Annotated in this window: 20 protein-coding genes; 10 read left to right on the forward strand and 10 right to left on the reverse strand. The window is 62.9% G+C overall.

Features of this window, described 5'->3' with window-relative positions:
* Window positions 1-84 precede the first annotated feature (84 nt).
* Window positions 85-1,380, forward strand: a complete 1,296-nt coding sequence (locus tag DS839_RS21955) for a flavin-containing monooxygenase (protein WP_119272614.1) — start codon at window positions 85-87, stop codon at window positions 1,378-1,380.
* Between the two features lie 29 nt (window positions 1,381-1,409).
* Here DS839_RS21955 and DS839_RS21960 read toward each other — a convergent pair whose 3' ends face one another.
* The 4 genes from DS839_RS21960 to DS839_RS21975 all read right to left on the reverse strand — a co-directional run bounded on the left by DS839_RS21960 (window position 1,410) and on the right by DS839_RS21975 (window position 6,159).
* On the reverse strand, window positions 1,410-3,500 hold the full coding sequence (locus DS839_RS21960; RefSeq protein ID WP_119272615.1) for an oxidoreductase: 2,091 nt from the start codon (window positions 3,498-3,500) through the stop codon (window positions 1,410-1,412).
* 10 nt (window positions 3,501-3,510) lie between these two features.
* Entirely contained in the window at window positions 3,511-4,293 is a 783-nt protein-coding gene (locus DS839_RS21965) for an ABC transporter ATP-binding protein (protein ID WP_119272616.1), read from the reverse strand.
* 1 nt (window position 4,294) lies between these two features.
* Entirely contained in the window at window positions 4,295-5,098 is an 804-nt protein-coding gene (locus DS839_RS21970; protein ID WP_119272617.1) for an ABC transporter permease, read from the reverse strand.
* A gap of 74 nt (window positions 5,099-5,172) precedes the next feature.
* Window positions 5,173-6,159 (reverse strand): ABC transporter substrate-binding protein, encoded by a 987-nt coding sequence (locus DS839_RS21975; protein WP_119272618.1) that lies wholly within the window; start codon window positions 6,157-6,159, stop codon window positions 5,173-5,175.
* A 423-nt stretch (window positions 6,160-6,582) separates the two neighbouring features.
* Here DS839_RS21975 and DS839_RS21980 point away from each other — a divergent pair, with 423 nt between their 5' ends.
* Window positions 6,583-6,957, forward strand: a complete 375-nt coding sequence (locus DS839_RS21980) for a GFA family protein (protein ID WP_119272619.1) — start codon at window positions 6,583-6,585, stop codon at window positions 6,955-6,957.
* A gap of 1 nt (window position 6,958) precedes the next feature.
* On the opposite strand, the gene DS839_RS21985 is transcribed toward DS839_RS21980, so the two are convergent.
* Window positions 6,959-8,356, reverse strand: coding sequence for a class II 3-deoxy-7-phosphoheptulonate synthase (locus DS839_RS21985; protein ID WP_119272620.1), 1,398 nt, complete (start codon window positions 8,354-8,356; stop codon window positions 6,959-6,961).
* Window positions 8,357-8,510: 154 nt separating this feature from the next.
* Here DS839_RS21985 and DS839_RS21990 point away from each other — a divergent pair, with 154 nt between their 5' ends.
* Entirely contained in the window at window positions 8,511-8,774 is a 264-nt protein-coding gene (locus DS839_RS21990) for a hypothetical protein (protein WP_119272621.1), read from the forward strand.
* On the opposite strand, the gene DS839_RS21995 is transcribed toward DS839_RS21990, so the two are convergent.
* From DS839_RS21995 to DS839_RS22005, 3 genes are read right to left on the reverse strand one after another with little or no spacing between them, the layout of a single operon-like run.
* Window positions 8,767-8,988 (reverse strand): DUF2093 domain-containing protein, encoded by a 222-nt coding sequence (locus tag DS839_RS21995; RefSeq protein WP_119272622.1) that lies wholly within the window; start codon window positions 8,986-8,988, stop codon window positions 8,767-8,769. The two genes, DS839_RS21990 and DS839_RS21995, sit on opposite strands and share 8 nt — an antisense overlap.
* 28 nt (window positions 8,989-9,016) lie before the next feature.
* Window positions 9,017-10,441 (reverse strand): exodeoxyribonuclease VII large subunit, encoded by a 1,425-nt coding sequence (gene xseA / locus DS839_RS22000; protein WP_119272623.1) that lies wholly within the window; start codon window positions 10,439-10,441, stop codon window positions 9,017-9,019.
* A 48-nt stretch (window positions 10,442-10,489) separates the two neighbouring features.
* A complete protein-coding gene (locus DS839_RS22005) occupies window positions 10,490-10,978 on the reverse strand; it encodes a BA14K family protein (protein WP_162918719.1) in 489 nt (162 codons plus the stop codon).
* A gap of 126 nt (window positions 10,979-11,104) precedes the next feature.
* Between DS839_RS22005 and purD the strand changes: the two genes are divergently transcribed.
* The 7 genes from purD to DS839_RS22040 all read left to right on the forward strand — a co-directional run bounded on the left by purD (window position 11,105) and on the right by DS839_RS22040 (window position 18,355).
* Window positions 11,105-12,370 carry a phosphoribosylamine--glycine ligase gene (gene purD, locus DS839_RS22010; protein ID WP_119272624.1) on the forward strand — a complete coding sequence of 422 codons (1,266 nt, stop codon included), beginning with the start codon at window positions 11,105-11,107 and terminating at the stop codon, window positions 12,368-12,370.
* A gap of 33 nt (window positions 12,371-12,403) precedes the next feature.
* Entirely contained in the window at window positions 12,404-13,564 is a 1,161-nt protein-coding gene (locus DS839_RS22015; RefSeq protein WP_119272625.1) for an adenylate/guanylate cyclase domain-containing protein, read from the forward strand.
* Between the two features lie 198 nt (window positions 13,565-13,762).
* The gene (locus tag DS839_RS22020) at window positions 13,763-14,284 is read left to right on the forward strand and encodes a L,D-transpeptidase (RefSeq protein ID WP_162918720.1); all 522 of its coding nucleotides are present in this window, start codon (window positions 13,763-13,765) and stop codon (window positions 14,282-14,284) included.
* 56 nt (window positions 14,285-14,340) lie between these two features.
* Window positions 14,341-15,489: an adenylate/guanylate cyclase domain-containing protein gene (locus DS839_RS22025; RefSeq protein ID WP_119272627.1), complete on the forward strand. Its 1,149-nt coding sequence runs from the start codon at window positions 14,341-14,343 to the stop codon at window positions 15,487-15,489.
* Window positions 15,490-15,546: 57 nt separating this feature from the next.
* Window positions 15,547-16,452, forward strand: coding sequence for an alpha/beta fold hydrolase (locus DS839_RS22030; RefSeq protein ID WP_119272628.1), 906 nt, complete (start codon window positions 15,547-15,549; stop codon window positions 16,450-16,452).
* The gene (locus DS839_RS22035) at window positions 16,449-17,522 is read left to right on the forward strand and encodes a phosphotransferase family protein (protein WP_119272629.1); all 1,074 of its coding nucleotides are present in this window, start codon (window positions 16,449-16,451) and stop codon (window positions 17,520-17,522) included. The genes DS839_RS22030 and DS839_RS22035 overlap by 4 nt, the downstream gene beginning before the upstream one ends.
* On the forward strand, window positions 17,519-18,355 hold the full coding sequence (locus DS839_RS22040; protein WP_119272630.1) for a patatin-like phospholipase family protein: 837 nt from the start codon (window positions 17,519-17,521) through the stop codon (window positions 18,353-18,355). The genes DS839_RS22035 and DS839_RS22040 overlap by 4 nt, the downstream gene beginning before the upstream one ends.
* A 45-nt stretch (window positions 18,356-18,400) precedes the next feature.
* Here DS839_RS22040 and DS839_RS22045 read toward each other — a convergent pair whose 3' ends face one another.
* A complete protein-coding gene (locus DS839_RS22045) occupies window positions 18,401-18,640 on the reverse strand; it encodes a hypothetical protein (protein ID WP_119272631.1) in 240 nt (79 codons plus the stop codon).
* On the reverse strand, window positions 18,637-19,854 hold the full coding sequence (locus DS839_RS22050) for a S8 family serine peptidase (protein ID WP_119272632.1): 1,218 nt from the start codon (window positions 19,852-19,854) through the stop codon (window positions 18,637-18,639). The genes DS839_RS22045 and DS839_RS22050 overlap by 4 nt, the downstream gene beginning before the upstream one ends.
* Window positions 19,855-19,871: the final 17 nt, after the last annotated feature.

Genomic DNA, 19,871 nt, shown 5'->3' on the forward strand with positions numbered 1-19,871 from the left:
CCGAGGGGCCCGTCCCTCGCTTACATTGACAGAAGAGCATCTTCCTATCGGCGAAAGCCTCAGGAGGCTCCCAAGGGACGCAAATTGGCAATCGAATGCGTAGATACAGTTGTCGTTGGCGGTGGCCAGGCGGGCTTGGCCATGAGCGAGCATTTGAGCAAACACGGCATACCTCATCTGGTCCTCGAACGGCATCGCATTGCCGAGCGGTGGCGCTCGGAAAGATGGGATTCGTTGGTTGCCAATGGTCCAGCCTGGCATGATCGGTTTCCGAACATGGAATTCGCCGATATCGATCCCGATGCCTTCGCCCCCAAGGAGAAGGTCGCGGACTATTTTGTCGCCTACGCAAGGCAGATCGCCGCCCCCGTCCGCTGCGGTGTAGAGGTGACGCTTGTGCAGAAGAACGTCGGCCGGCCTGGCTTTCGGATCGAGACGTCGGGTGGTGCGATCGAGGCCAACAACGTCGTTGCGGCCACGGGACCTTTCCAACGCCCCATCATCCCATCCCTTGTTCCCGAGGCGGCAGGTGTCCTTCAGATCCATTCCAGCGCCTACCGCAATCCCCGTCAGTTGCCAGGGGGTGCAGTGCTGGTGGTCGGGGCCGGATCCTCAGGGACCCAGATCGCCGACGAGCTCGTCCAGGCGGGAAGACGGGTCTATCTCTCGGTCGGTCCGCATGAACGCCCGCCGCGGGCCTATCGTGGACTGGACTTTTGCTGGTGGCTGGGCGTTCTCGGCAAGTGGGACGCCGAGATCCGGGAAGCCGGCAAAGAGCATGTCACGATCGCGGTCAGCGGCGCCCATGGCGGCCAGACGGTCGACTTCCGGCGCCTTGCCGCGCGGGGCATGACGCTTGTCGGCCTGACCAAATCCTACACCAACGGTACGATGACCTTCGCGCCGGATCTTGCGGACAATATTGCGCGCGGTGATGCGAACTATTTGTCGCTGTTGGACGAAGCCGACGCCTATGCGGCCCGCAACGGCCTCGACCTTCCGTTCGAGCCCGAAGCGCGCCTGATCGAACCGGATCCGGAATGCGTGACCAATCCGATTCTCGAGCTGAACCTGCAGGAAGCCGGCGTGACCACGATCATCTGGGCAACAGGCTTTGCTGCCGACTATAGCTGGTTGAAGGTTGACGCCTTCGACGCGCAAGGCCGGCCTAAGCATCAGCGCGGTGTTTCCGCCGAGCCCGGGATCTATTTCCTCGGGCTGCCATGGCTGTCGCGAAGAGCGTCCAGCTTCATCTGGGGTGTGTGGCACGACGCCAAACATCTGGCGGACCGGATAGCCACGCAGCGCAAATACCTGGCCTACCATGCTGCCTCAAAGCGCCAGACCCCAATGCGCGCGGTCGAGATGCAACAGCAATAACCTGCTCATCGCCACGGCGATGCGCGCCTTCACGCAGGCGTTGTCCAGGGCAGCGGCCCTTTCGCCAGTTGCGTCACCTCGCGCCTGAAAAGCGGCGCATCAGCATCGCGCACCACCTCCAGCTCCTCGGCATAGCGGCGACCCGCGAATACCGCCGCCGCAATCGTGCCCGGCGCCGCGGCATCGCCAATCACCGTTATGGACTTGAGCGAAGCGCCTTCGGCCATCCGCGCCTTGACATCCTTGAGCAGCGCATTGTGCGGCAGACGCGCCGTAACCAGTACTGCTGCATCCGCTTCGATGCTCGTCAGCCGCCCGGTGAAGACGCAGGCCGCTTCCACAGCCTTCATGCCGATGGCCGCCAGGCCGTGCTGCGTGATGATCTTCACGCCCAACTGCAGAAGCCGGGCCTGGACGCGGAATTGCTCCATGGTGTTGCGCATCCAGTTGGACACGTCGGGAGCGGGCGTCACCAGCGTCACATCACGCCCTTCCGACACGAGCAATTCGGCAAGCACCCCTCCCATGTAATAGTGATCGTCGTCATAGACGACAACGCGCCTGCCGCGCGGCCGCGCGCCGCTCCACAGGTCATCGGGGGTCAGCACATCCGCGCCTTCCGCCACGGTCACGGGCTTCAGCAGATAGCGCGCCACGCCGTCCCGTCGCCATGTCGACCCCGTGGCGATCACCGCGTGATCGCAGCCGAAGGTGATTATATCGTCCGCGGTCAGGTCGCTCTCACGATAGACCGTGACATTCGAAAGCTTGTCGATCTGGCCCTCGCGATAGTCCGCCACACGGCCCCAGGCGGCGAGGCCCGGAAGCCGCCGTTCCTCGACCAATCTTCCCCCGAGCGACCGGGATTTTTCCGCCAGCGTCACCTCATAGCCGCGCCGGCCGAGCATCATGGCGGCTTCAAGGCCCGCGGGACCTCCGCCGACGACCAGGACCGAGGAACGCGACGTTGCGGGATTTATCCGCTCGGGATGCCAGCCGCGCCGCCATTCCTCGCCGAAGGACGGGTTCTGCGTGCAGCGGCTCGGGCTCATCGTGTGATCGCCCGCGACGCACATATTGCAGCCGATGCATTCGCGGATGTCGTCGATGCGGCCTTCCTTGATCTTGTTGGGCAGGTACGGATCGGCGATCGAAGGGCGCGCCGCGCCGATGAGATCGAGAATGCCGGAACGGATGAGCTTCACCATGTAGTCGGGCGAGGTGAGCCGGCCCACGCCGACGACAGGCTTGGAGGTGAGCGGCTTGATGCCGGTGATGAAAGGCTCCTGATACCCCTCCTCCGCGAAGCGCGACGTCTGGCTGTCATTGTCCCAGGTCGACAGCGTCAGGTCCCAGAGATCGGGAAGCTCCGCCAGATGCGCGATGATGTCGCGCGCTTCGGCGGCATGCAGACCTTCCTCGCCGAGAAGCTCGTCGACCGATATGCGGCAGGCAACCGCCATCCTGTCGCCGACCGCGTCCTTCGTGTCTTCGATCAGCTCCTTGAGCAGGCGCGCGCGGTTCTCGAGACTGCCACCATATTCGTCGCCGCGCGTGTTGAAGCGCCGCGACAGGAAGAACATGGCGCCGCCGAACAGCTTTCCGGCATAAACATAGACGAGGTCGTATCCTGCCCGCTTGCCGCGCAGCGCCGCGTTGCGGTGCCAGCGTCTGAGATTGCGGATATCGTCCTTGTCCATGGCGCGCGCCTGAACCGGATCATTGAGGATCGAGAAGACGGGGAGATCGACGGGCCCGATCGGGATCTCGCGCGAATAGAGATTGGGCGCATTCATGCCGTTATGGGCGAGTTGCAGGCCCGCGAGCGCGCCTTTCGCATGGGTGGCTTCGGCGATGCGCGCGAGCATCGCGACATCGCTTTCGTCCCAGTTGCGCAACTCGATGAAAGGGGCGATGTCGCCCGTCGGGTGGATCTCCACCTGCTCGCTGCAGACGACACCCCATCCCCCTTCCGCCTTCACCGCGCGCATCGTGGCGAGCGCGGTCGCATCACGGTAACCCATGCCGTTGCAATGCGGCACCTGGTAGAAGCGGTTTTTAGTTGTCACCGGTCCGATGCGGACCGGCTCGAAGAGTATGTCGTAGCGTGGATCGCGCATCACTACCCCCTCAATGCGTCTCGTCGATCTCGTCGCGAAGCTCGTTGATGATCCGGCGCTTGATCGCAATGAATTCCGGCTCGAGCATGATCTCAGGGTCACGCGGGCGCGGGATGTCGATCCGGATATCGGCCTTCACCTTGCCGGGCCGTGCCGTCATGACGATGACCCGGTCACCCAGCAGGATGGCTTCGTCGATATCATGGGTGACGAAGGCCACGGTTTTCTGGGCGTGTTCCCAGACCCGCAAAAGCAGCTTCTGCATGGCATGTCGCGTCTGACTGTCGAGCGCCCCGAAAGGTTCGTCCATCAACAGTATGTCGGGATCGTTGGCGAGAGCGCGGGCGATCGCCACGCGCTGCATCATGCCGCCCGACAGCTGCTTCGGAAAGTGATCGGCAAAGGCCGCGAGGCCGATCTCACCCAGATAGTAGTCGACGATCTTGTTTCGCTCGAGGGGAGCAACGCCCTTGCGCCGCAAGCCGTATTCGACATTGTTGCGCACCGTCAGCCAGGGGAAGAGCGTGTAGGCCTGGAAGACCATGCCGCGATCGGCGCCGGGCTCCGTCACCATCTTGCCGCCGGCATCGATGTGACCGGAAGTCGCTTCGGTGAGGCCAGCGGCTATGTAGAGGAGGCTCGATTTTCCGCAGCCCGACGGGCCGACGATGACCGTGAATTCGTTCGCCCGCACCTCGAAGGATATGCCATCCAGCGCCAGCACACTCTTGGCCCCTGCACCGTAGATGAGCGAAACGTTGCTGATCGACAGGCTGCCTTTCAATGCCCTCATGTCACGCCGCCCACGGCGCCAGCCGTCGCCTGAGGAAGCGGAAGAAGAGATCGGACACAAGGCCGAGCAGGCCGATCAGCACGATGGCCAGAAAGATCGTATCGACCTGGAAACCGCGCATGGCCTTGAGCGAGATGAAGCCGAGCCCGCTATTGGCCGCTACCAGCTCGGCAACCACCAGATAGGTCCAGGCCCATCCCATGGTGACGCGCAACGTGTTGATGATGCCGGGGAGCGCCGCCGGGAAGATCACGTGCCAAACCGCCTCGCTGCGCTTGGTACCGAGGGTATAACTGGCATTGAGCAGGTCGCGCGACACGGCGCGCGCTTCGTCCGAAATCATGACCAGCTGCGAAAAGAAAGTGCCGAAGAATATGACGGTGATGCGCTGCTCGATTCCGATGCCGATCCACAGGATGAACAGCGGCACCAGGGAGGTGACCGGCAAATAGCGGATGAAATTCACCATGGGTTCGAGCATCGCCTGCACGATCTTGTAGGTCCCCATATAGAGCCCAAGCGGCACCGAGATCGCAGCCGAAACAAGGAAGCCGAGCAGCACGACCTTGATGCTCGACCACATATGCACGAACAACGTACCATCGGACGCCAAGGCAATGCCGCGCCGGATGACCGCATCCGGAACCGGCAGGAACATGTCCGCAACGTAGCCGCCATAGGTGGCGAATGCCCAGAAGCCGAACACCAGGATCCAGATCACGGCGCCCGCGACCACGGCGGCCGATGCCGGGATTTCACCGAATGGGATCAGGAAAGTCTGAAGCAGGGAGCGCTTCTTGCTCATGGCTTTCACGGATGGCGAAATACGAAGCGGGTTCCGCGACGAACATCGCAGAACCCGCCCCAGTATGACCAGCTCTATTTCGAATTGATATAGGAAGTGTCGACCAGATCGGCATAGGTGATCGTCATCTTCATCTTCTGGAATCCGCCCCAGATCTTGTTGCCGAGCTCCATCAGATCCTTGGCCTCGCCCTTCTCCGGCGTGCCGAAGAATTCGATATTTCGAGGCTGGTCGTAGAAGCGCACGCCCTTAGCGGCTTCAGCAAAATCCTCGGGCTTCTCGAGATAGCCGCCGACACCCTTGGCCATGATGGCGTAGGCCTCGTCAGGATTGGTCTTGATGAATTCGACGGCTTTGTAGAATCCCTTGAGGAGAGCTTCGACATCCTTCGGGTTCTTCTGGATGTAGTCACATGTCAGCGCTACGACATCGACGATCAGGCCGGGTGTTTGCGAGGAATCGATCAGGACCTTTCCCTGCTTCTTCGTGCGTACCAGCGACAGATGCGGCTCCCAGGTCACCGCCGCGGGGATCTGGCCTGCGATGAACGCCGCAGCGGCATCGTCGGCCGTCATGTTCGTTATCTGCAGGTCGGTTTCTTTCATGTCTTCGCGTGTCAGCAGGATATTGAACCAGAATTGCGAGACCGAACCTTCATTCATGCCGACCTGCTGGCCTTTGAGGTCCTTGAGGGAATTGACGCCCTCACGCACGAGCACGCCATCACCGCCATGACTGTCATCCAGCGCCAGCACGGCCTTGAAGCAGAATTGCGGCGAGCGGTACTTCATGATCTCGTCGATGGTCGATGCATTGCCGTCGAGCTCGCCCGCGGCAATAGCGGCCATGTAAAGTGCGGCATCCTCGATGATGCGAAGATCGACATCGAGCCCGTTCTCTTTGAAGAAGCCTTTGTCCCGCGCCAGGAACAGGGGACCATAGCCAACCCACGTGGTCATGCCGAGGCGCATGTTTCCGGCCTCGGCCGTGGCCAGCATCGAAAGGCCCGCAACCGCCGACAGCGCCGCGAGCCCTATCTTGTGCATGATTGCTTTCAACATTTTCGTTTCCTCCTCCTTGTTTCTTGTAGAGACGGTTCGATCGTTGGCGTATCGGCAACGACCGCAGGCTTTGATTTGCCTTTCGATTTGCCCTCAGACGAAGCACGATAGCTGTCGCCACAGGGTGCGCCAGCGCCAAAGTCAGAGGTCGTATTATAGGTCATCCATGACTTGGATTTCCCTCCCCGTGGCGGACTTCGCCGCTTAAGCCCAGTGTCACGCAGGGACGGCCTTATGAAAATTATGCCTTACTGAAGCATTGATTAGCCTTTGCCTATCCAACCCGATCCCCTTGCAACACGAGCAGCCGCAGCCTGCGGCATAACACCAGCGACCCCGTGGCATCACTATCAAGATATTGATATAATTGTAAAAAATGAATCCTCATCGATCAGTTGTCTAGGACATGAAGAGGCTCAACCTATGCTCATCGCCGTCTGCCATTGTGGCGACGTCAAGCTCACGGTCCCGCAAAGCCCTCGCAGCCTTACCGCCTGCGATTGCTCGATCTGCCGGCGATATGGCGCTTTATGGGCTTACTACAAAGCTGCAAACGTGAAGGTCGCCGCCAGGGGAAAGGCGCTCGACAAGTATATGTGGGGCCGGAAGATCCGCCGCTTCGTTCGATGCTCGCATTGCGGCACGGTCATGTACTACGAGTATGCTTCGCCGCGCCGCGAGAAACACATCGCCGTCAATGCCCGCAATTTCGAACCGAGCATCCTGGGGACCATACGAATTCGCAGCATCGATGGTGGGCCGCCGCGAGCAAAATGGTACCGGCACGGCGCGCTCTGATCTACTCCGCCGCTTCCGCCGCCTCGTCGTCATCGGCGCGCGGATGGAGCGCCTGCTCCTTCTTCAGCTCCTCGGCCACCAGGAAAGACAGTTCCAGCGCCTGCGCCGCATTGAGGCGCGGGTCGCAGAACGTGTGGTAGCGGTCGTTGAGGTCCTCGTCCGACAGCGCGCGCACGCCGCCCGTGCATTCGGTGACGTCCTTGCCGGTCATCTCGACATGGATGCCGCCGGCATGGGTGCCTTCGGCCTGATGCACCGCCATGAAGCGGCGCAACTCGGTGAGCACCTGGTCGAAGGGCCTGGTCTTGTAGCCCGAGCGCGACTTGATGGTGTTGCCATGCATCGGATCGCAGGACCACACGACGATGCGGCCCTCGCGCTTCACCGCGCGGATGAGTTCGGGCAGATGCTTGTCGACCTTGTCGGCGCCGAAGCGGGTGATGAGCGTCATCCTGCCCGATTCATTGTCGGGATTGAGCAGGTCGATCAGCCGGATCAGATCGTCGGGTGTCAGCGACGGCCCGCATTTGAGACCGATCGGGTTCTTCACGCCGCGGCAGAACTCGACATGGGCATGGTCGGGCTGGCGGGTGCGGTCGCCGACCCACAGCATATGGCCCGACGTCGCGTACCAGTCGCCGCTCGTCGAATCGATGCGGGTCAGCGCCTGCTCGTAACCCAGGAGCAGCGCCTCGTGGCTGGTGAAGAACTCGGTCGAGCGCAGTTGCGGCGCGGTGTCGGGATTGATGCCGCAGGCGCGCATGAAGCCCAAGGCCTCGGTGATACGGTCGGCCAGCGCCTGATAGCGCTCCCAGGCCGGTCCGTCCTTCAGGAAACCGAGCGTCCATTTGTGGACATGCTCGAGATTGGCATAGCCGCCCTGGGCGAACGCGCGGAGCAAATTCAAGGTAGCCGCCGACTGCCGATAGGCCATGATCTGGCGCTCGGGATCGGGGCGGCGCGCTTCCGGCGTGCCGGCGAAATCATTGACGATGTCGCCGCGATAGATCGGGAGCTCGCGCCCGTTCACCGTCTCGGTCGGCTGGGTGCGGGGCTTGGCGAACTGTCCGGCGATGCGGCCGACCTTCACCACCGGCTGGCCGCCGGCGAAGGTCAGGATGACCGCCATCTGCAGGAAGACGCGGAAGAAATCGCGGATATTGTCGGCGGAATGCTCGGCGAAGCTTTCGGCACAGTCGCCGCCCTGGAGCAGGAAACCCTTGCCTTCCGAGACCTTGGCGAGCTTGCGCTTGAGTTTCCGGGCCTCGCCGGCAAAAACCAGCGGCGGATAGCCCGCAAGCTGCTTCTCGACCTCCGCGAGCTTGGCAAGATCGTCATAAACGGGCAGCTGCATGACCGGCAGATTGCGCCATGCGCCAGGTGTCCAGGCCTTCGCCATAATTCTCAACTCCACTTAACCCCTCGGAAATCCCGCCCGAGGGCCCGCGGCTTATACACAGCCTGGCGGCCTCGCGCCAGTTTTGCGTAGCCTTGCCAAAGATCATTAAACCTTCTCCGGCATAATTGCCAAAGCGACAAGCCGCAGTCCCAATATGAAAGACATTTTCGTTCAATCTCAATGGGATACGCTCCTGGTTTATTTTCAGCAGGGGCGTCCGCCGCTATGGATGCTGCTGGCCATCGTCAATGGCGGGTTCCTGCTCTTCTGGCTCTATGCGAAAATCGTCAAGGATCGGCCGCTCCGGCCCGCCACGGTCCACTTCATGCGCGTGCTGTTCCTGACCCTCAACGTGGCGGTCATCTTTCGCGATGACACGCTGAGAGCCGTGCGCCCGTTTCTCAAGTATTTTATCTGAATTCCGTCTCGAGCAGGCGGCGGAAGGCCGCTTCCGCGGAGATGTAAGGCTCCTGGCGCGCCACGCTCCAATAGGTCAGCTGCTCGATCTTGATCGGCATGCCCGTCACCGCGCAAATCACGTGATCGCCTTCGCTCAGCACCTGGAAGTCGGCGTCGAGATAGCGGATCTTCGCCTGGCGGCCGCGCGGGAGGAAGGATTCGTGCCTGTTCATGTCCTCATCAATTAGCCTGCCGATCCTGTCAGAACAATGACCCTTGCCCGCCCTCACGCGTTTTTGCGGCCTTGGGCGGAGGCGGCGGACCGCTGGCCTGGGCGGCGATCTCGCCGTCCTGGAATTCGATGCGCAATTCCTGTCCGGGTTTGACTTGCGATGCGGCGTGCAAGGGTATGCGCACCTCATTGCGAATCAGCGCATAGCCGCGCTGCAGGACGGACTTGTAGGAGAGCGACGCCAGGAGCTTGGCGTTGGCGTTGAGCATCGTGCGGCGCTGCTCGACGGCACGGCGCAGATCGCGATTGAGCTGCGCGCCATGGCGCGCCAGGAGGCGCGACTGCTCGGCGAGATTGCGCCTGAGCGAAACCGGCGTCAGACGCGCCGACCAGCCTTCGAAATCGCGCCGGTGCAGCAAGGTGTTCCGGGCGAGCGCCGCCTTGAGGCGTCCCGAGGTGTTGTCGAAGCGCTGGCGCGCCAGAGCCAGTATGTCGTCGGGACGCGGCAAAGCGCGGGCGGCCGCCCTGACGCGCGTGCGCCGCTCATCCATCAGCCGCCTGGCGCCGCGCTCGTGGCGGGCCGAGAACGAGGCGATTTGCGCCAGGAGATCGGCGCGCACCGGCACGGCGCGCTCGGCGGCGGCCGTCGGCGTCGGCGCGCGCATATCGGCGACATGATCGATGAGCGTCCAATCGGTCTCGTGCCCGACCGCCGATATCAGGGGGATGGTGCTTTCCGCCGCGGCGCGCACGACGATCTCCTCGTTGAAGCCCCACAGGTCCTCGAGGCTGCCGCCGCCCCTCGCCACGATGAGAAGATCGGGCTTCCGCGCCATGGCGTTGAAGCCCCTGATGGCGGCCGCCACTTCCGCGGCCGAGGTCTCGCCTTGCACCCGGACCGGCCATACCATCACGTGGCGCGGAAAGCGGTCATTGAGGCGATGCAGGATGTCGCGGATGACGGCACCCGTCGGCGAGGTCACGACGCCGATGAGGCGCGGCAAAAAGGGTATGGCTTTCTTGCGTTCGGAATCGAACAGGCCTTCGGCGGCAAGCTTGCGGCGGCGCTCCTCGAGCAGCGCCATCAAGGCGCCGGCACCGGCGGGCTCGAGATGGTCGACGATGATCTGATAGGAGGACTTGCCCGGATAGGAGGTGATCTTGCCGGTGGCGATCACTTCCAGGCCTTCCTGGAGCTTGGATTTGAGCCGCATGAAGGCGCTGCGCCAGATCACGGCGTCGATGCGCGCGCCCTGGTCCTTCAGGCTGAAATAGCAGTGGCCCGAGGAATGGGCTCCTCGAAAACCCGAAATTTCCCCGCGCACCCGCACATGCCCGAATGAGTCTTCGAGCGTGCGCTTGAGCGCGAAGGAAATCTCGGAGACGGTGAATTCGGCGACATTGGCTTTCTGCGCCTCCCGAATCTCACCGGTATCGGGGTCATGGTCGATCATGACCCGACACTTGCCGGGTCACGAAGCCATGTCAATCATGATAGTTGCCTAACGGCACGGCACGGTTTCACCTTCATAGCTGACATATGTGCCGGTATCAGGATCGAAGGAGCGATACTTGGCCGAGCAATAGGCCACCCAATCTTCGCTGCCGACTTCCGGACGCTCGCTGACGACGACGTGCTGGGTCCGGTAATTCGAGACCACGGTGGGCTCGGCGCGGTACTGCTTGATCACGGCGCGCGCCCGCGGCACATAAGCGACACGATCACGATCCATGCATTCGCTATAGGCTTCGTTGTAAATGCGGCGATAGCGATGATCTGCGCCGGCGCCACCGGTGAACACCGTATCGAGCGTGCCGATGACGACGCCGTCGATCAATCCGCGACGCGGCGCCTCGGACGCTGCAACGTCACGCGCATAGGCCGAGCAGGACGCTGGTCCCGCATTGGCGCTGGAAACAGGAAGGAGAGCGCCCAACGCAATAAGCGCCGCCGCGCCGAGCATAGGCTTGACTAGAGGTCGCTTGAACATTTTGTTCCTCCATTGGAAACGCCATCCCGTATGAGCTAACGGTGGCTGCTCCCTCCTGTTCCGACAAATTGAACTTTGCACGGAAGATGAATCTCGCCATAGGACAAGGGCCACAAGGATGCCCCAATGACGCCACTCAATCTTCTTCTTCTCGGTTCCGGCGGTCGCGAGCACGCTCTCGCCTGGGCCATTTCCGCAAGCCCGCTTTTGGGTGATTTCTATTGCGCACCTGGCAATCCCGGCATCGCGCAACATGCCACATGTGTGGCGATCGATATCACCGACCATCAGGCGGTAATGTCGTTTTGTCGCACGCAACGAATTGATTTCGTGGTGGTGGGACCGGAAGCGCCTTTGGTGGCTGGCATTGCGGATGACCTTGAGGCAGCCGGGATCAAGGTCTTCGGTCCATCCAAGGCCGCGGCCCAGCTCGAAGGCTCGAAAGGGTTCACCAAGGATTTCTGCGCCGAGTTCGATATCCCGACGGCAAGCTACGGCCGCTTCACCGATCGCGCGGAAGCGATAGCTTATGTGAAGGTGCAAGGCGCGCCGATCGTGATCAAGGCCGACGGGCTTGCTGCCGGCAAGGGCGTCACCGTCGCCATGACGACGGAGGAAGCGCTCAAGGCCATCGATGATATCTTCGCCGGCCAGTTCGGCGCGGCCGAATGCGTGGTCGAGGAATTCCTGGAAGGCGAGGAGGCGAGCTTCTTCGCCCTCTGTGACGGCGAGCATGCGGTAGCGCTGGCGGCGGCGCAGGATCACAAGCGCGTCGGCGACGGCGACACCGGGCCCAATACCGGCGGCATGGGCGCCTATTCGCCCGCCCCTATCATGACGCCCGAGATGAGCGAGCGCGTCATGGCCGAGATCATCCGGCCGACGGTCGCCGGCATGCACAAGCGCGGGCATCCCTTCAAGGGCGTGCTGTTCGCCGGCCTGATGATCGGCAAAAGCGGGCCCAAGCTCATCGAATACAATGTCCGCTTCGGCGATCCGGAATGCCAGGTGCTGATGCTCAGGCTCAAGGACGACCTCCTGACGCTTCTCCTGGCCGCCGCCGACGGCACGCTCGACAAGGTCTCGGTGCGCTGGCGCAACGAGGCGGCGCTCAGCGTCGTCATGGCGACAAAGGGCTATCCCGGCGCCTATGGGAAAGGCAGCGAGATCCGCAATCTCGACGCGGCCGCGCACGGAGACGACGTCGAGATCTTTCACGCCGGTACGGCGCTGAAGGACGGCAAGCTCATCGCCAATGGCGGCCGCGTCCTCAATGTGTCGGCGCTCGGCCGCACGGTCGCCGAAGCGCAGACCCGCGCCTATCAGGCGGTCGATCTCATCGATTGGCCGGAAGGCTTCTGCCGCCGCGACATCGGCTGGCGGGCGTCGTAACATGGCGGCAGTGACAATCTAACGGAGGCGGAGTTGCCGCTCAGTGGCGAATTCGTTGATTGGCTGATCGAGACGGCGATCGGTGAGAAGACTGTGGCTGAGCTGCATCGCGAGCTCTGCGACAAGCTTGTCAGCCTCGGTTTTCCGCTGTGGCGCTCGTCGCTCGGCCTTGAATTGCTGAACCCCGAGATCGAGGGCTCGCAGTTTCGCTGGGTGGAGCATGAAACGAAGATGCTTACCGTGCCGCGCGGCAGCTATGATCTATCGGACTATGACAACAGCCCGGCGAAGGTCGTGGATGATACGCGCAAGCCCTATCGCCGCCGCCTCGACGCGCCGATCGGCGACATGCCGCTCCTCGAAGATCTGCGCCAGGCGGGCGCCACCGACTACTATATCGTGCCCCTGGCCTTCATCGACCAGCAGCGGACGGCCCATGTTTCCTTCGCCACACAAAGGCCGGGCGGCTTCACCGATGAGGAGATCACCGACCTCACCCGTGCCGCCTTGCTCCTGACCCCCTATGCCGAAAGGCGCGTGCTCAAGAAGATCGCCGTTGACCTCCTCACCACCTATGTCGGGCGCCGCAGCGCCATGAAGGTCTATGACGGCGCGCTCGACCGCGGCAAGGCCGAGATCATCACCGCGACGATCCTGATCGCCGACTTGCGGGGCTTCACGCGCTATTCGGACACGCATCAGATCGACAATGTGCTTTCGACATTGAACGACTTCTTCGACGCGCTGGTGGCGGCGATCGAACCGCATGGCGGCGAGGTCCTGAAATTCATCGGTGATGCCCTGCTCGCGATATTCCCGGCCGCCGACAAGCAGGCACTGCCCTGCGCGCCGGCCATCGCCGCCGCCCTCGACACGAGACGGCGGATAGCGGCGCTCAATGCGGAGCGCGCCAAGGCCGGCCGCACCTTGCTTAAATTCGGCCTGGCGCTGAATGTCGGCGAAATCGCCTATGGCAATATCGGCAGCAAGACCAGGCTCGACTTCACAGCCATCGGCCCCGTCATCAACCATACCAGCCGGCTCTTGGAAATCGCCAAGAAGCGCAACTGCGACATCGTCATTTCCGAGAATTTCGTGCGCGCGGCCGGCCGCGAATTCCCAAGCCTCGGCCTTCACAAACTGCGCGACGTGTCGGGCGAACAGCAGGTCTATTCTCTAGCGGAGGATGCTTGAGTCACGTAGGGTCAGGGCTTGGCGATAAGCCGACATTGCTCGACTTCCGCGCGCTTCCATATTGATTAAGCGCGAGTGTCGGATTAGGATTGAACCTCTCCCAAGGGAAGAGGGGCGATATTGATTTCACGTCGCACATTGGTGATGTCCGCGCTTGCCGCCGGGGTCCTTCCCGGTTGCCAACCGCGGGGGGACCTTTTGGATGAGCCGCACCCCGTCTTCGAATCCGATGTTCGGGAAATTCCCCAAGAGTTCCGTCGGCAGACTGTAGACTATGAAACGAAAGAGCCGCCGAGCACTGTGGTCGTGGATACCAAGCGTTGCTACCTTTTTCATGTGCAGGAGGGTGGGAAAGCAACGCGCTACGGCGTCGGCGTGGGGAAGGCAGGCAGGACCTGGTATGGCGCGGCCGAGATCAAGCGCAAAGAAAAATGGCCGGTTTGGGTGCCCACGCCGGAGCACATAGCGGAGCATCCGAAAATCGTTAAGTGGATTCATGGCATGCCCGGCGGCAAGAACAATCCGATGGGTGCACGCGCCCTGTATCTCTATCAGGGTGATGTCGATACGGTCATCCGCATTCATGGGGCGTACAAGCCTGACCTCATCGGAAAGAGAAGCACGGCGGGGTGCATCAGTCTTCTGAATATCGAGGTGATCCATCTCTATGATCGTGTGGAGCTTGGAACGCGGGTGGTGATCCTCCCGCCTGACGTCTGATAGGCTCACCCTGCTTTCGCCCGGCAGCAGACAAACGTGCGTGATCTAGTCTCAGCATGCGACTTTCGAGCGATTTTGCCGATTGGCTGATCAAGACGGCGACCAGCGAGATGACGGTCGCCGATCTGCACCGGCTGTTGTGCGAGAAGCTGGTCAGTCTCGGCCTGCCGCTCTGGCGTTCCTCGCTCGGTCTCGAGATGCTCGATCCCGAAATCGACGGATCGCAGATTCGCTGGCTCGCGCATGAAGTCTCGACCCGCTTCATGCCGCGCGGCACCGATTATGGCGGCAGTCCGGGCCCGATCGTCGATGAGACGGGTCAGCCCTATCGCAGAAGGCTCGATGCGCCGGCTGACGATATGCCGTTCCTCGAAGACTTGCGGCAAATGGGCGCCACCGATTACTACATAGCCCCGCTGCATTTTCTCGACCGTCAACGGGTCGCCAATATCTCGTTCGCCACGCTGAAGCCCGGAGGCTTCACGGAACGCGAGATCGCGCTGCTCGATGAAGCCACCCTCCTCTTCGCACCCTGCGCCGAGCGCTATGTGTTGAGGAAGATCGCCATCGACCTCCTCACCACCTATGTCGGGCGGCGCAGCGCCGCCCGGATCTATGACGGCGCGGTCGAGCGCGGACGCCCCGAGATGATCACCGCGACGATCCTGATCGCCGACATGAGGGGCTTCACGCGCTATTCCGAAACACAACCGATGGCGAATGTGCTGGCGACGCTCAACGACTTCTTCGACGCGCTGGTGGCGGCGATCGAACCCAAGGGCGGCGAGGTCCTCAAATTCATCGGCGATGCGCTGCTCGCGATCTTCCCGGCTGGTGAAGGAGAAGCCTTGCCCTATGCTGCGACGCTCGATGCCGCCCTCGATGCGAGGCGAAGGATCGCCGCGCTCAATGACGAACGACCGAAGGCGCAGCTCGCGCCGCTTAAGTTCCATCTTGCCCTCGGTGCGGGCGAGATCGCCTATGGCAATATCGGCAGCCGCAAACGCCTCGACTTCACCGCCATCGGCCCCGCCGTCAACGCGACCAGCCGCCTGCTCGAGATCGCCAAGACGCTCGACCAGGACATCGTCATTTCGGAGGCCTTTGCGAAGGGCTCGGCATCGGCCTTCGTGAGCCTCGGCGCGCATGAATTGCGCGACATTGCCGGTATGCAGGAGATCTTCAGCGTCGCGCGAGAGGCTTGAGCCGCACGCCTGGTTCGGCCAAGAATAGGATCAGTCCAGTCTCGAGGAGCGTTGCCGATGTCGGATCTCTTTCCCCATACACGCGAGCATCGCGTCGATACCGGCGGCGCCGAAATCTTCGCCCGCATCGGCGGCAGCGGGCCGCCGCTGCTTCTCCTCCACGGCTATCCGCAGACCCATTCGATGTGGCATAGGGTGGCGCCTCGGCTCATGGAAAGCTACAGTTGCGTCATAGCCGATCTCAGGGGCTATGGCTTCTCGTCCTGCCCTGCCAACAGCGCCGACAACCGGCCCTATTCCAAGCGTGTGATGGCCGAAGATATGATCGCCTTGATGCGCGGCCTGGGTCATGAGCGCTTTGCGATCCTGGGCCATGACCGCGGAGCGCGCGTCGCCTATCGGCTGGCGCTCGATCACCCTGAGACCGTCACCGGCCTCGCCCTTCTCGACATCATGACGACATTCGACATGTGGCATAATTTCTCCGTGACGATGGCGATGAAGACCTATCACTGGCTGTTCCTGGCGCAGCCGCACCCTTTGCCGGAGATGCTCATCGAGACGGCGCCCATCGGCTTTCTCGACTACACCATGGCGCGCTGGACCAAGGCGAAGGACCTGAGCGCCTTCGATCCCCGGGCGCTCGCCGAATATCGCCTGCATTTCTCGACCCCCGAGCATGTCCAAGCGACCTGCAACGACTATCGCGCCGGCCAGACCTGCGATCTGGCCGATGACGAGGCCGACCGGGCCCAGGGCCGCAAGATCGACTGCCCGCTCCTGGTGCTGTGGGGCGATACCGGTATTCCGACCCAGATGACCGGCCTCGATTCCGTTTGGTCGGGCTGGGCCAGATCGGTCACGACGGGCGTGGTCCCGGGCGGACATTTCCTGCCAGAGGAGAATCCGCAGGCCACCCTCGATCACCTTCTGCCCTTCCTCGCCAAGGCCAGCAAGACGTGACGGCGCAGAAGCTCGATCGCCAGGAGGCGTTTTCCGGCACGCGCCCGGCGGGCGACATTCCCGACCGCCTCCTTCCCTATCTCGCGGTCCATATTCCGGGCTTTCGCGGGCCGGTCGCCGTCGAGCAGTTCAAGGGCGGACAGTCGAACCCGACCTATCTCATCACCACGGCCTCCGGCCGCTATGTCCTCAGGCGCAAGCCGCAGGGTTCGCTCCTGCCCTCGGCCCATGCCATCGACCGCGAATACCGGGTGACATCGGCGCTCGCGGCGGAAGGGTTTCCGGTGGCGCGCCCGCTTCATTATTGCACCGATGAAAGCGTCATCGGCACGGCATTCTTCGTGATGGAGCATGTCGCGGGCCGGGTATTCTGGGAGCCCTGGGCGCCGGGCCTCACCGCGGAAGAACGGAGCAGGCTCTTCGCCTCCCTAAACCGGACCATCGCACGCTTGCACAGCATCGATCCGGCGCGCACCGGGCTTGCCGATTTCGGCAAGCCGGAGGACTATGTCGCCCGCCAGATCAAGCGCTGGTCGGAGCAGTATCGCGCCTCGGCGACGGAACGGATCGCGGCGATGGAGCGGCTCATGGAATGGCTGCCCGGGGCCTGCCCCAGGCAGTCGGGCGCGGCCATCGTGCATGGCGATTTCCGCCTCGACAATTGCATTATCGCTGCCGACGAGCCCCAGGTCGCTGCGGTGCTCGACTGGGAGCTCGCGACCCTTGGCGATCCCCTCGCCGATTACACCTATCATCTCATGATGTGGTTCATGCCGAAATCGGAGCGCGGGGCGGGTGTGGGCTCGCTCCTCGGCCATGAGCACGACCCTGGAATTCCCGGGATCGACGCCTATATCGAGGAATATTGCTCCCTCACGAGCCGCGACGGCATTCCCGATCTCAATGTCTATCTTGCTTATAATTTCTTCCGCATCGCCGCCATCCTGCAGGGCATTGTCGGGCGCGTGCGCGACGGCACGGCCGCCAATCGCAATGCCGCCCTCATGGCGAGCGAAGTCCGTCCTCTGGCCGAGACGGCCTTACGCTTCGCGGAAAAGGCCGGCACATGAGCGCACCTAGAATAGGTCTGGCGCTCGGCGGCGGTGCGGCGCGCGGTCTCGCCCACATCCCCATGCTCGAAGTCTTCGACGAGATGGGGATCAAGCCCGCCGTCATCGCCGGCTGCAGCTTCGGCGCTTTGGTGGGGGCCGCCTATGCGTCCGGCATTCCCGCCAAGGACATCGGCGATCATGCCCGCCATATCCTCGCCAACCGGGTGCAGGCCGCCAAATATCTGTTCGGCGTCAAAGGGGCGCGGCTGCGCGACCTCCTGCAACGAAAGAGCCTCACCTCGCTCCTGATCGATGGCGAGCAGCTCACCAGCTTCATCTTTCCCGACGGTGTCGCCAAGCATGTCGAGGACGCCGAGATCCCGCTCAAGATCGTAACCACCGATTTCGCCGAGCGGCGCGAGCACGTCATCTCCTCGGGGCCGATGTGCCGGGCTGTCGCCGCCTCGATCGCCATACCGGGCCTCATTTCGGCGCCCACCATCGACGGCCGGCTCTATGTCGATGGCGGCATCACCAACCCGGTGCCTTTCGACCATGTCCGGCCGGGCAGCGATCTCGTCGTCGCCATCGACGTGACCGGGCGCCTGCGCCAGCCGCGCCGCGCCCATCACAGCAATATGGAGCTCGCCGTCGGCTCGATGCTGATCATGTTCCATCAGATCGCCGTGCTGCGCCGGCAGCAGAACCCGCCCGACATCTATATCAACCCGCCGATCGAAGGCTTCATGGCCAACGACTTCTTCCGCATCTCGGAAATGATCGAGGCGGCGTCGAAGGCCAAGGACGAGCTCAAGCGGGCGCTGGAATTGCGAATCGAAAGAATCACTTAGGACGATCCGCTCAGAGAGTGATTCAAGCCGGACCCGAGCCTCGCGCTACATCGCCCGGCGCGAGCGGTCCTCTTCGACGAAATCAATGCCGGTGCGCTTGCGGATATCGTCGAGGCGCTCCGCTTCGGCCTCGCCGGTCAGGATGCCGAAATCCTTGAGCTTGCCGGTATCGACCTTGCTCAAGCCGATGGCGTGGGTGAAGTCGGTGACCGTGATGCTGCCCGCTTCGAGCTTGACCTGGAGCTCGCGGCTCACCCCGATATGGATTCTCACGATCCTGGTCATGACACAGCACCGCTTTCAGCACCTGGCACGCGAACGAGGCCGGCGCCGAAATCGGCGGCGGGGCCCAGCGTCTGAGCGCTGATCTTCAGTCTATCCCAGAGTTCGCTCGCCGTCATCTTCGGCGTGTGCTCGAGCCACAGAGCGGCGATGCCAGCAATGTGCGGGGTGGCCATGGAGGTTCCCGCATAGGCCTCATAGCCCCCGCCCGGCGCGGCCGAATAGATATTGACCCCGGGCCCGGTCAGGTCGACGGCGCCGATGCCGTCCATCTCGGCCGAGCTGAAGCGCGCCACCGCGAGCGCCTGGTCGCAGGCGGCCACCGCCAGGACCGAGGGACAGGCGGCCGGATTGCCGACCGGGGCCGTCATCGCCGGCCGGTCGCTGTCATTGCCGGCGGCGGCCACGATGATCGTGCCCGGATCGGCCTGCAAGGCGCGCTCGGCGATACGCTCATAGAGCGGGCTATAGGGCTCATCCACCGCGCGCTTCGAGCCGAGGCTCATCGAGATGATGCGCGCCTTCTGCTCGATCGCCCATTGGATGGCATTGATGATCCCATCATCGAAGCCCTCGCCTTCGCTGTTGAGGACCTTGCCGACCAGGAGCGTGACGCCGGGCGCCACGCCATAGCGTCGCCCGGAAGCACTTTCGCTGGGGCCCGCCAGCGTGCCCGCCACGTGAGTGCCATGGCCGTTGCTGTCCTGGACCGCTTCCCCCGTCACGAAGGATCGCAAATTCTTGCGCACGAGGCGCCCTTGAAAATCGGGATGATCGAGATCGATGCCGGTGTCGAGCACCGCGACGCGCACGCCTTTGCCGGTGAGCTTCGCTTGCGGAGTGATGCCGATCGCCTGGAGCCCCCAGGTCAAGGTCGCCGTGTCCTCGAAGCGGGCCTCGGGGCGGACCTCGCCTGGGCCGCGCCTCGGGCGCGGAACGGTACGCCTGAGATTGGGCAGGACCGCCTCGACCTCGTCCAGCCGCGCAATGCGGGCGACTTGCTCGGGCCGCGCGCGGATGACGGCCACGCCCAGGAGCTGGAACAGGGTCGCTTCGACGCCCGCCTCATTGGCGAATTGCGCCGTCTGCGGCCGCTGCGCCTTGGCCGTTGCCCGCGCGCTCTTGAGGCCGATCCTGCGGCAGAGCGCCGTCATGCCGGTCTTGCCGGGCTTGCGAAACAACACGATGTGGATGTCGGGCGATGAAGCTTGCGGCATCGTTCAATCCTCGCGGG

This window comes from Taklimakanibacter deserti (genome assembly GCA_003574785.1).

Excerpts from the sequence above, each read along its gene's own strand:
- DS839_RS21960 (WP_119272615.1), bottom strand. The coding sequence starts at position 3,500 with ATGCGCGATCCACGCTACGACATACTCTTCGAGCCGGTCCGCATCGGA.
- DS839_RS21965 (WP_119272616.1), bottom strand. The coding sequence starts at position 4,293 with ATGAGGGCATTGAAAGGCAGCCTGTCGATCAGCAACGTTTCGCTCATC.
- DS839_RS21970 (WP_119272617.1), bottom strand. The coding sequence starts at position 5,098 with ATGAGCAAGAAGCGCTCCCTGCTTCAGACTTTCCTGATCCCATTCGGT.
- DS839_RS21975 (WP_119272618.1), bottom strand. The coding sequence starts at position 6,159 with ATGTTGAAAGCAATCATGCACAAGATAGGGCTCGCGGCGCTGTCGGCG.
- DS839_RS21980 (WP_119272619.1), top strand. The coding sequence starts at position 6,583 with ATGCTCATCGCCGTCTGCCATTGTGGCGACGTCAAGCTCACGGTCCCG.
- DS839_RS21985 (WP_119272620.1), bottom strand. The coding sequence starts at position 8,356 with ATGGCGAAGGCCTGGACACCTGGCGCATGGCGCAATCTGCCGGTCATG.
- DS839_RS21990 (WP_119272621.1), top strand. The coding sequence starts at position 8,511 with ATGAAAGACATTTTCGTTCAATCTCAATGGGATACGCTCCTGGTTTAT.
- DS839_RS21995 (WP_119272622.1), bottom strand. The coding sequence starts at position 8,988 with ATGAACAGGCACGAATCCTTCCTCCCGCGCGGCCGCCAGGCGAAGATC.
- xseA (WP_119272623.1), bottom strand. The coding sequence starts at position 10,441 with ATGATCGACCATGACCCCGATACCGGTGAGATTCGGGAGGCGCAGAAA.
- DS839_RS22005 (WP_162918719.1), bottom strand. The coding sequence starts at position 10,978 with ATGTTCAAGCGACCTCTAGTCAAGCCTATGCTCGGCGCGGCGGCGCTT.
- purD (WP_119272624.1), top strand. The coding sequence starts at position 11,105 with ATGACGCCACTCAATCTTCTTCTTCTCGGTTCCGGCGGTCGCGAGCAC.
- DS839_RS22025 (WP_119272627.1), top strand. The coding sequence starts at position 14,341 with ATGCGACTTTCGAGCGATTTTGCCGATTGGCTGATCAAGACGGCGACC.
- DS839_RS22030 (WP_119272628.1), top strand. The coding sequence starts at position 15,547 with ATGTCGGATCTCTTTCCCCATACACGCGAGCATCGCGTCGATACCGGC.
- DS839_RS22040 (WP_119272630.1), top strand. The coding sequence starts at position 17,519 with ATGAGCGCACCTAGAATAGGTCTGGCGCTCGGCGGCGGTGCGGCGCGC.
- DS839_RS22045 (WP_119272631.1), bottom strand. The coding sequence starts at position 18,640 with ATGACCAGGATCGTGAGAATCCATATCGGGGTGAGCCGCGAGCTCCAG.
- DS839_RS22050 (WP_119272632.1), bottom strand. The coding sequence starts at position 19,854 with ATGCCGCAAGCTTCATCGCCCGACATCCACATCGTGTTGTTTCGCAAG.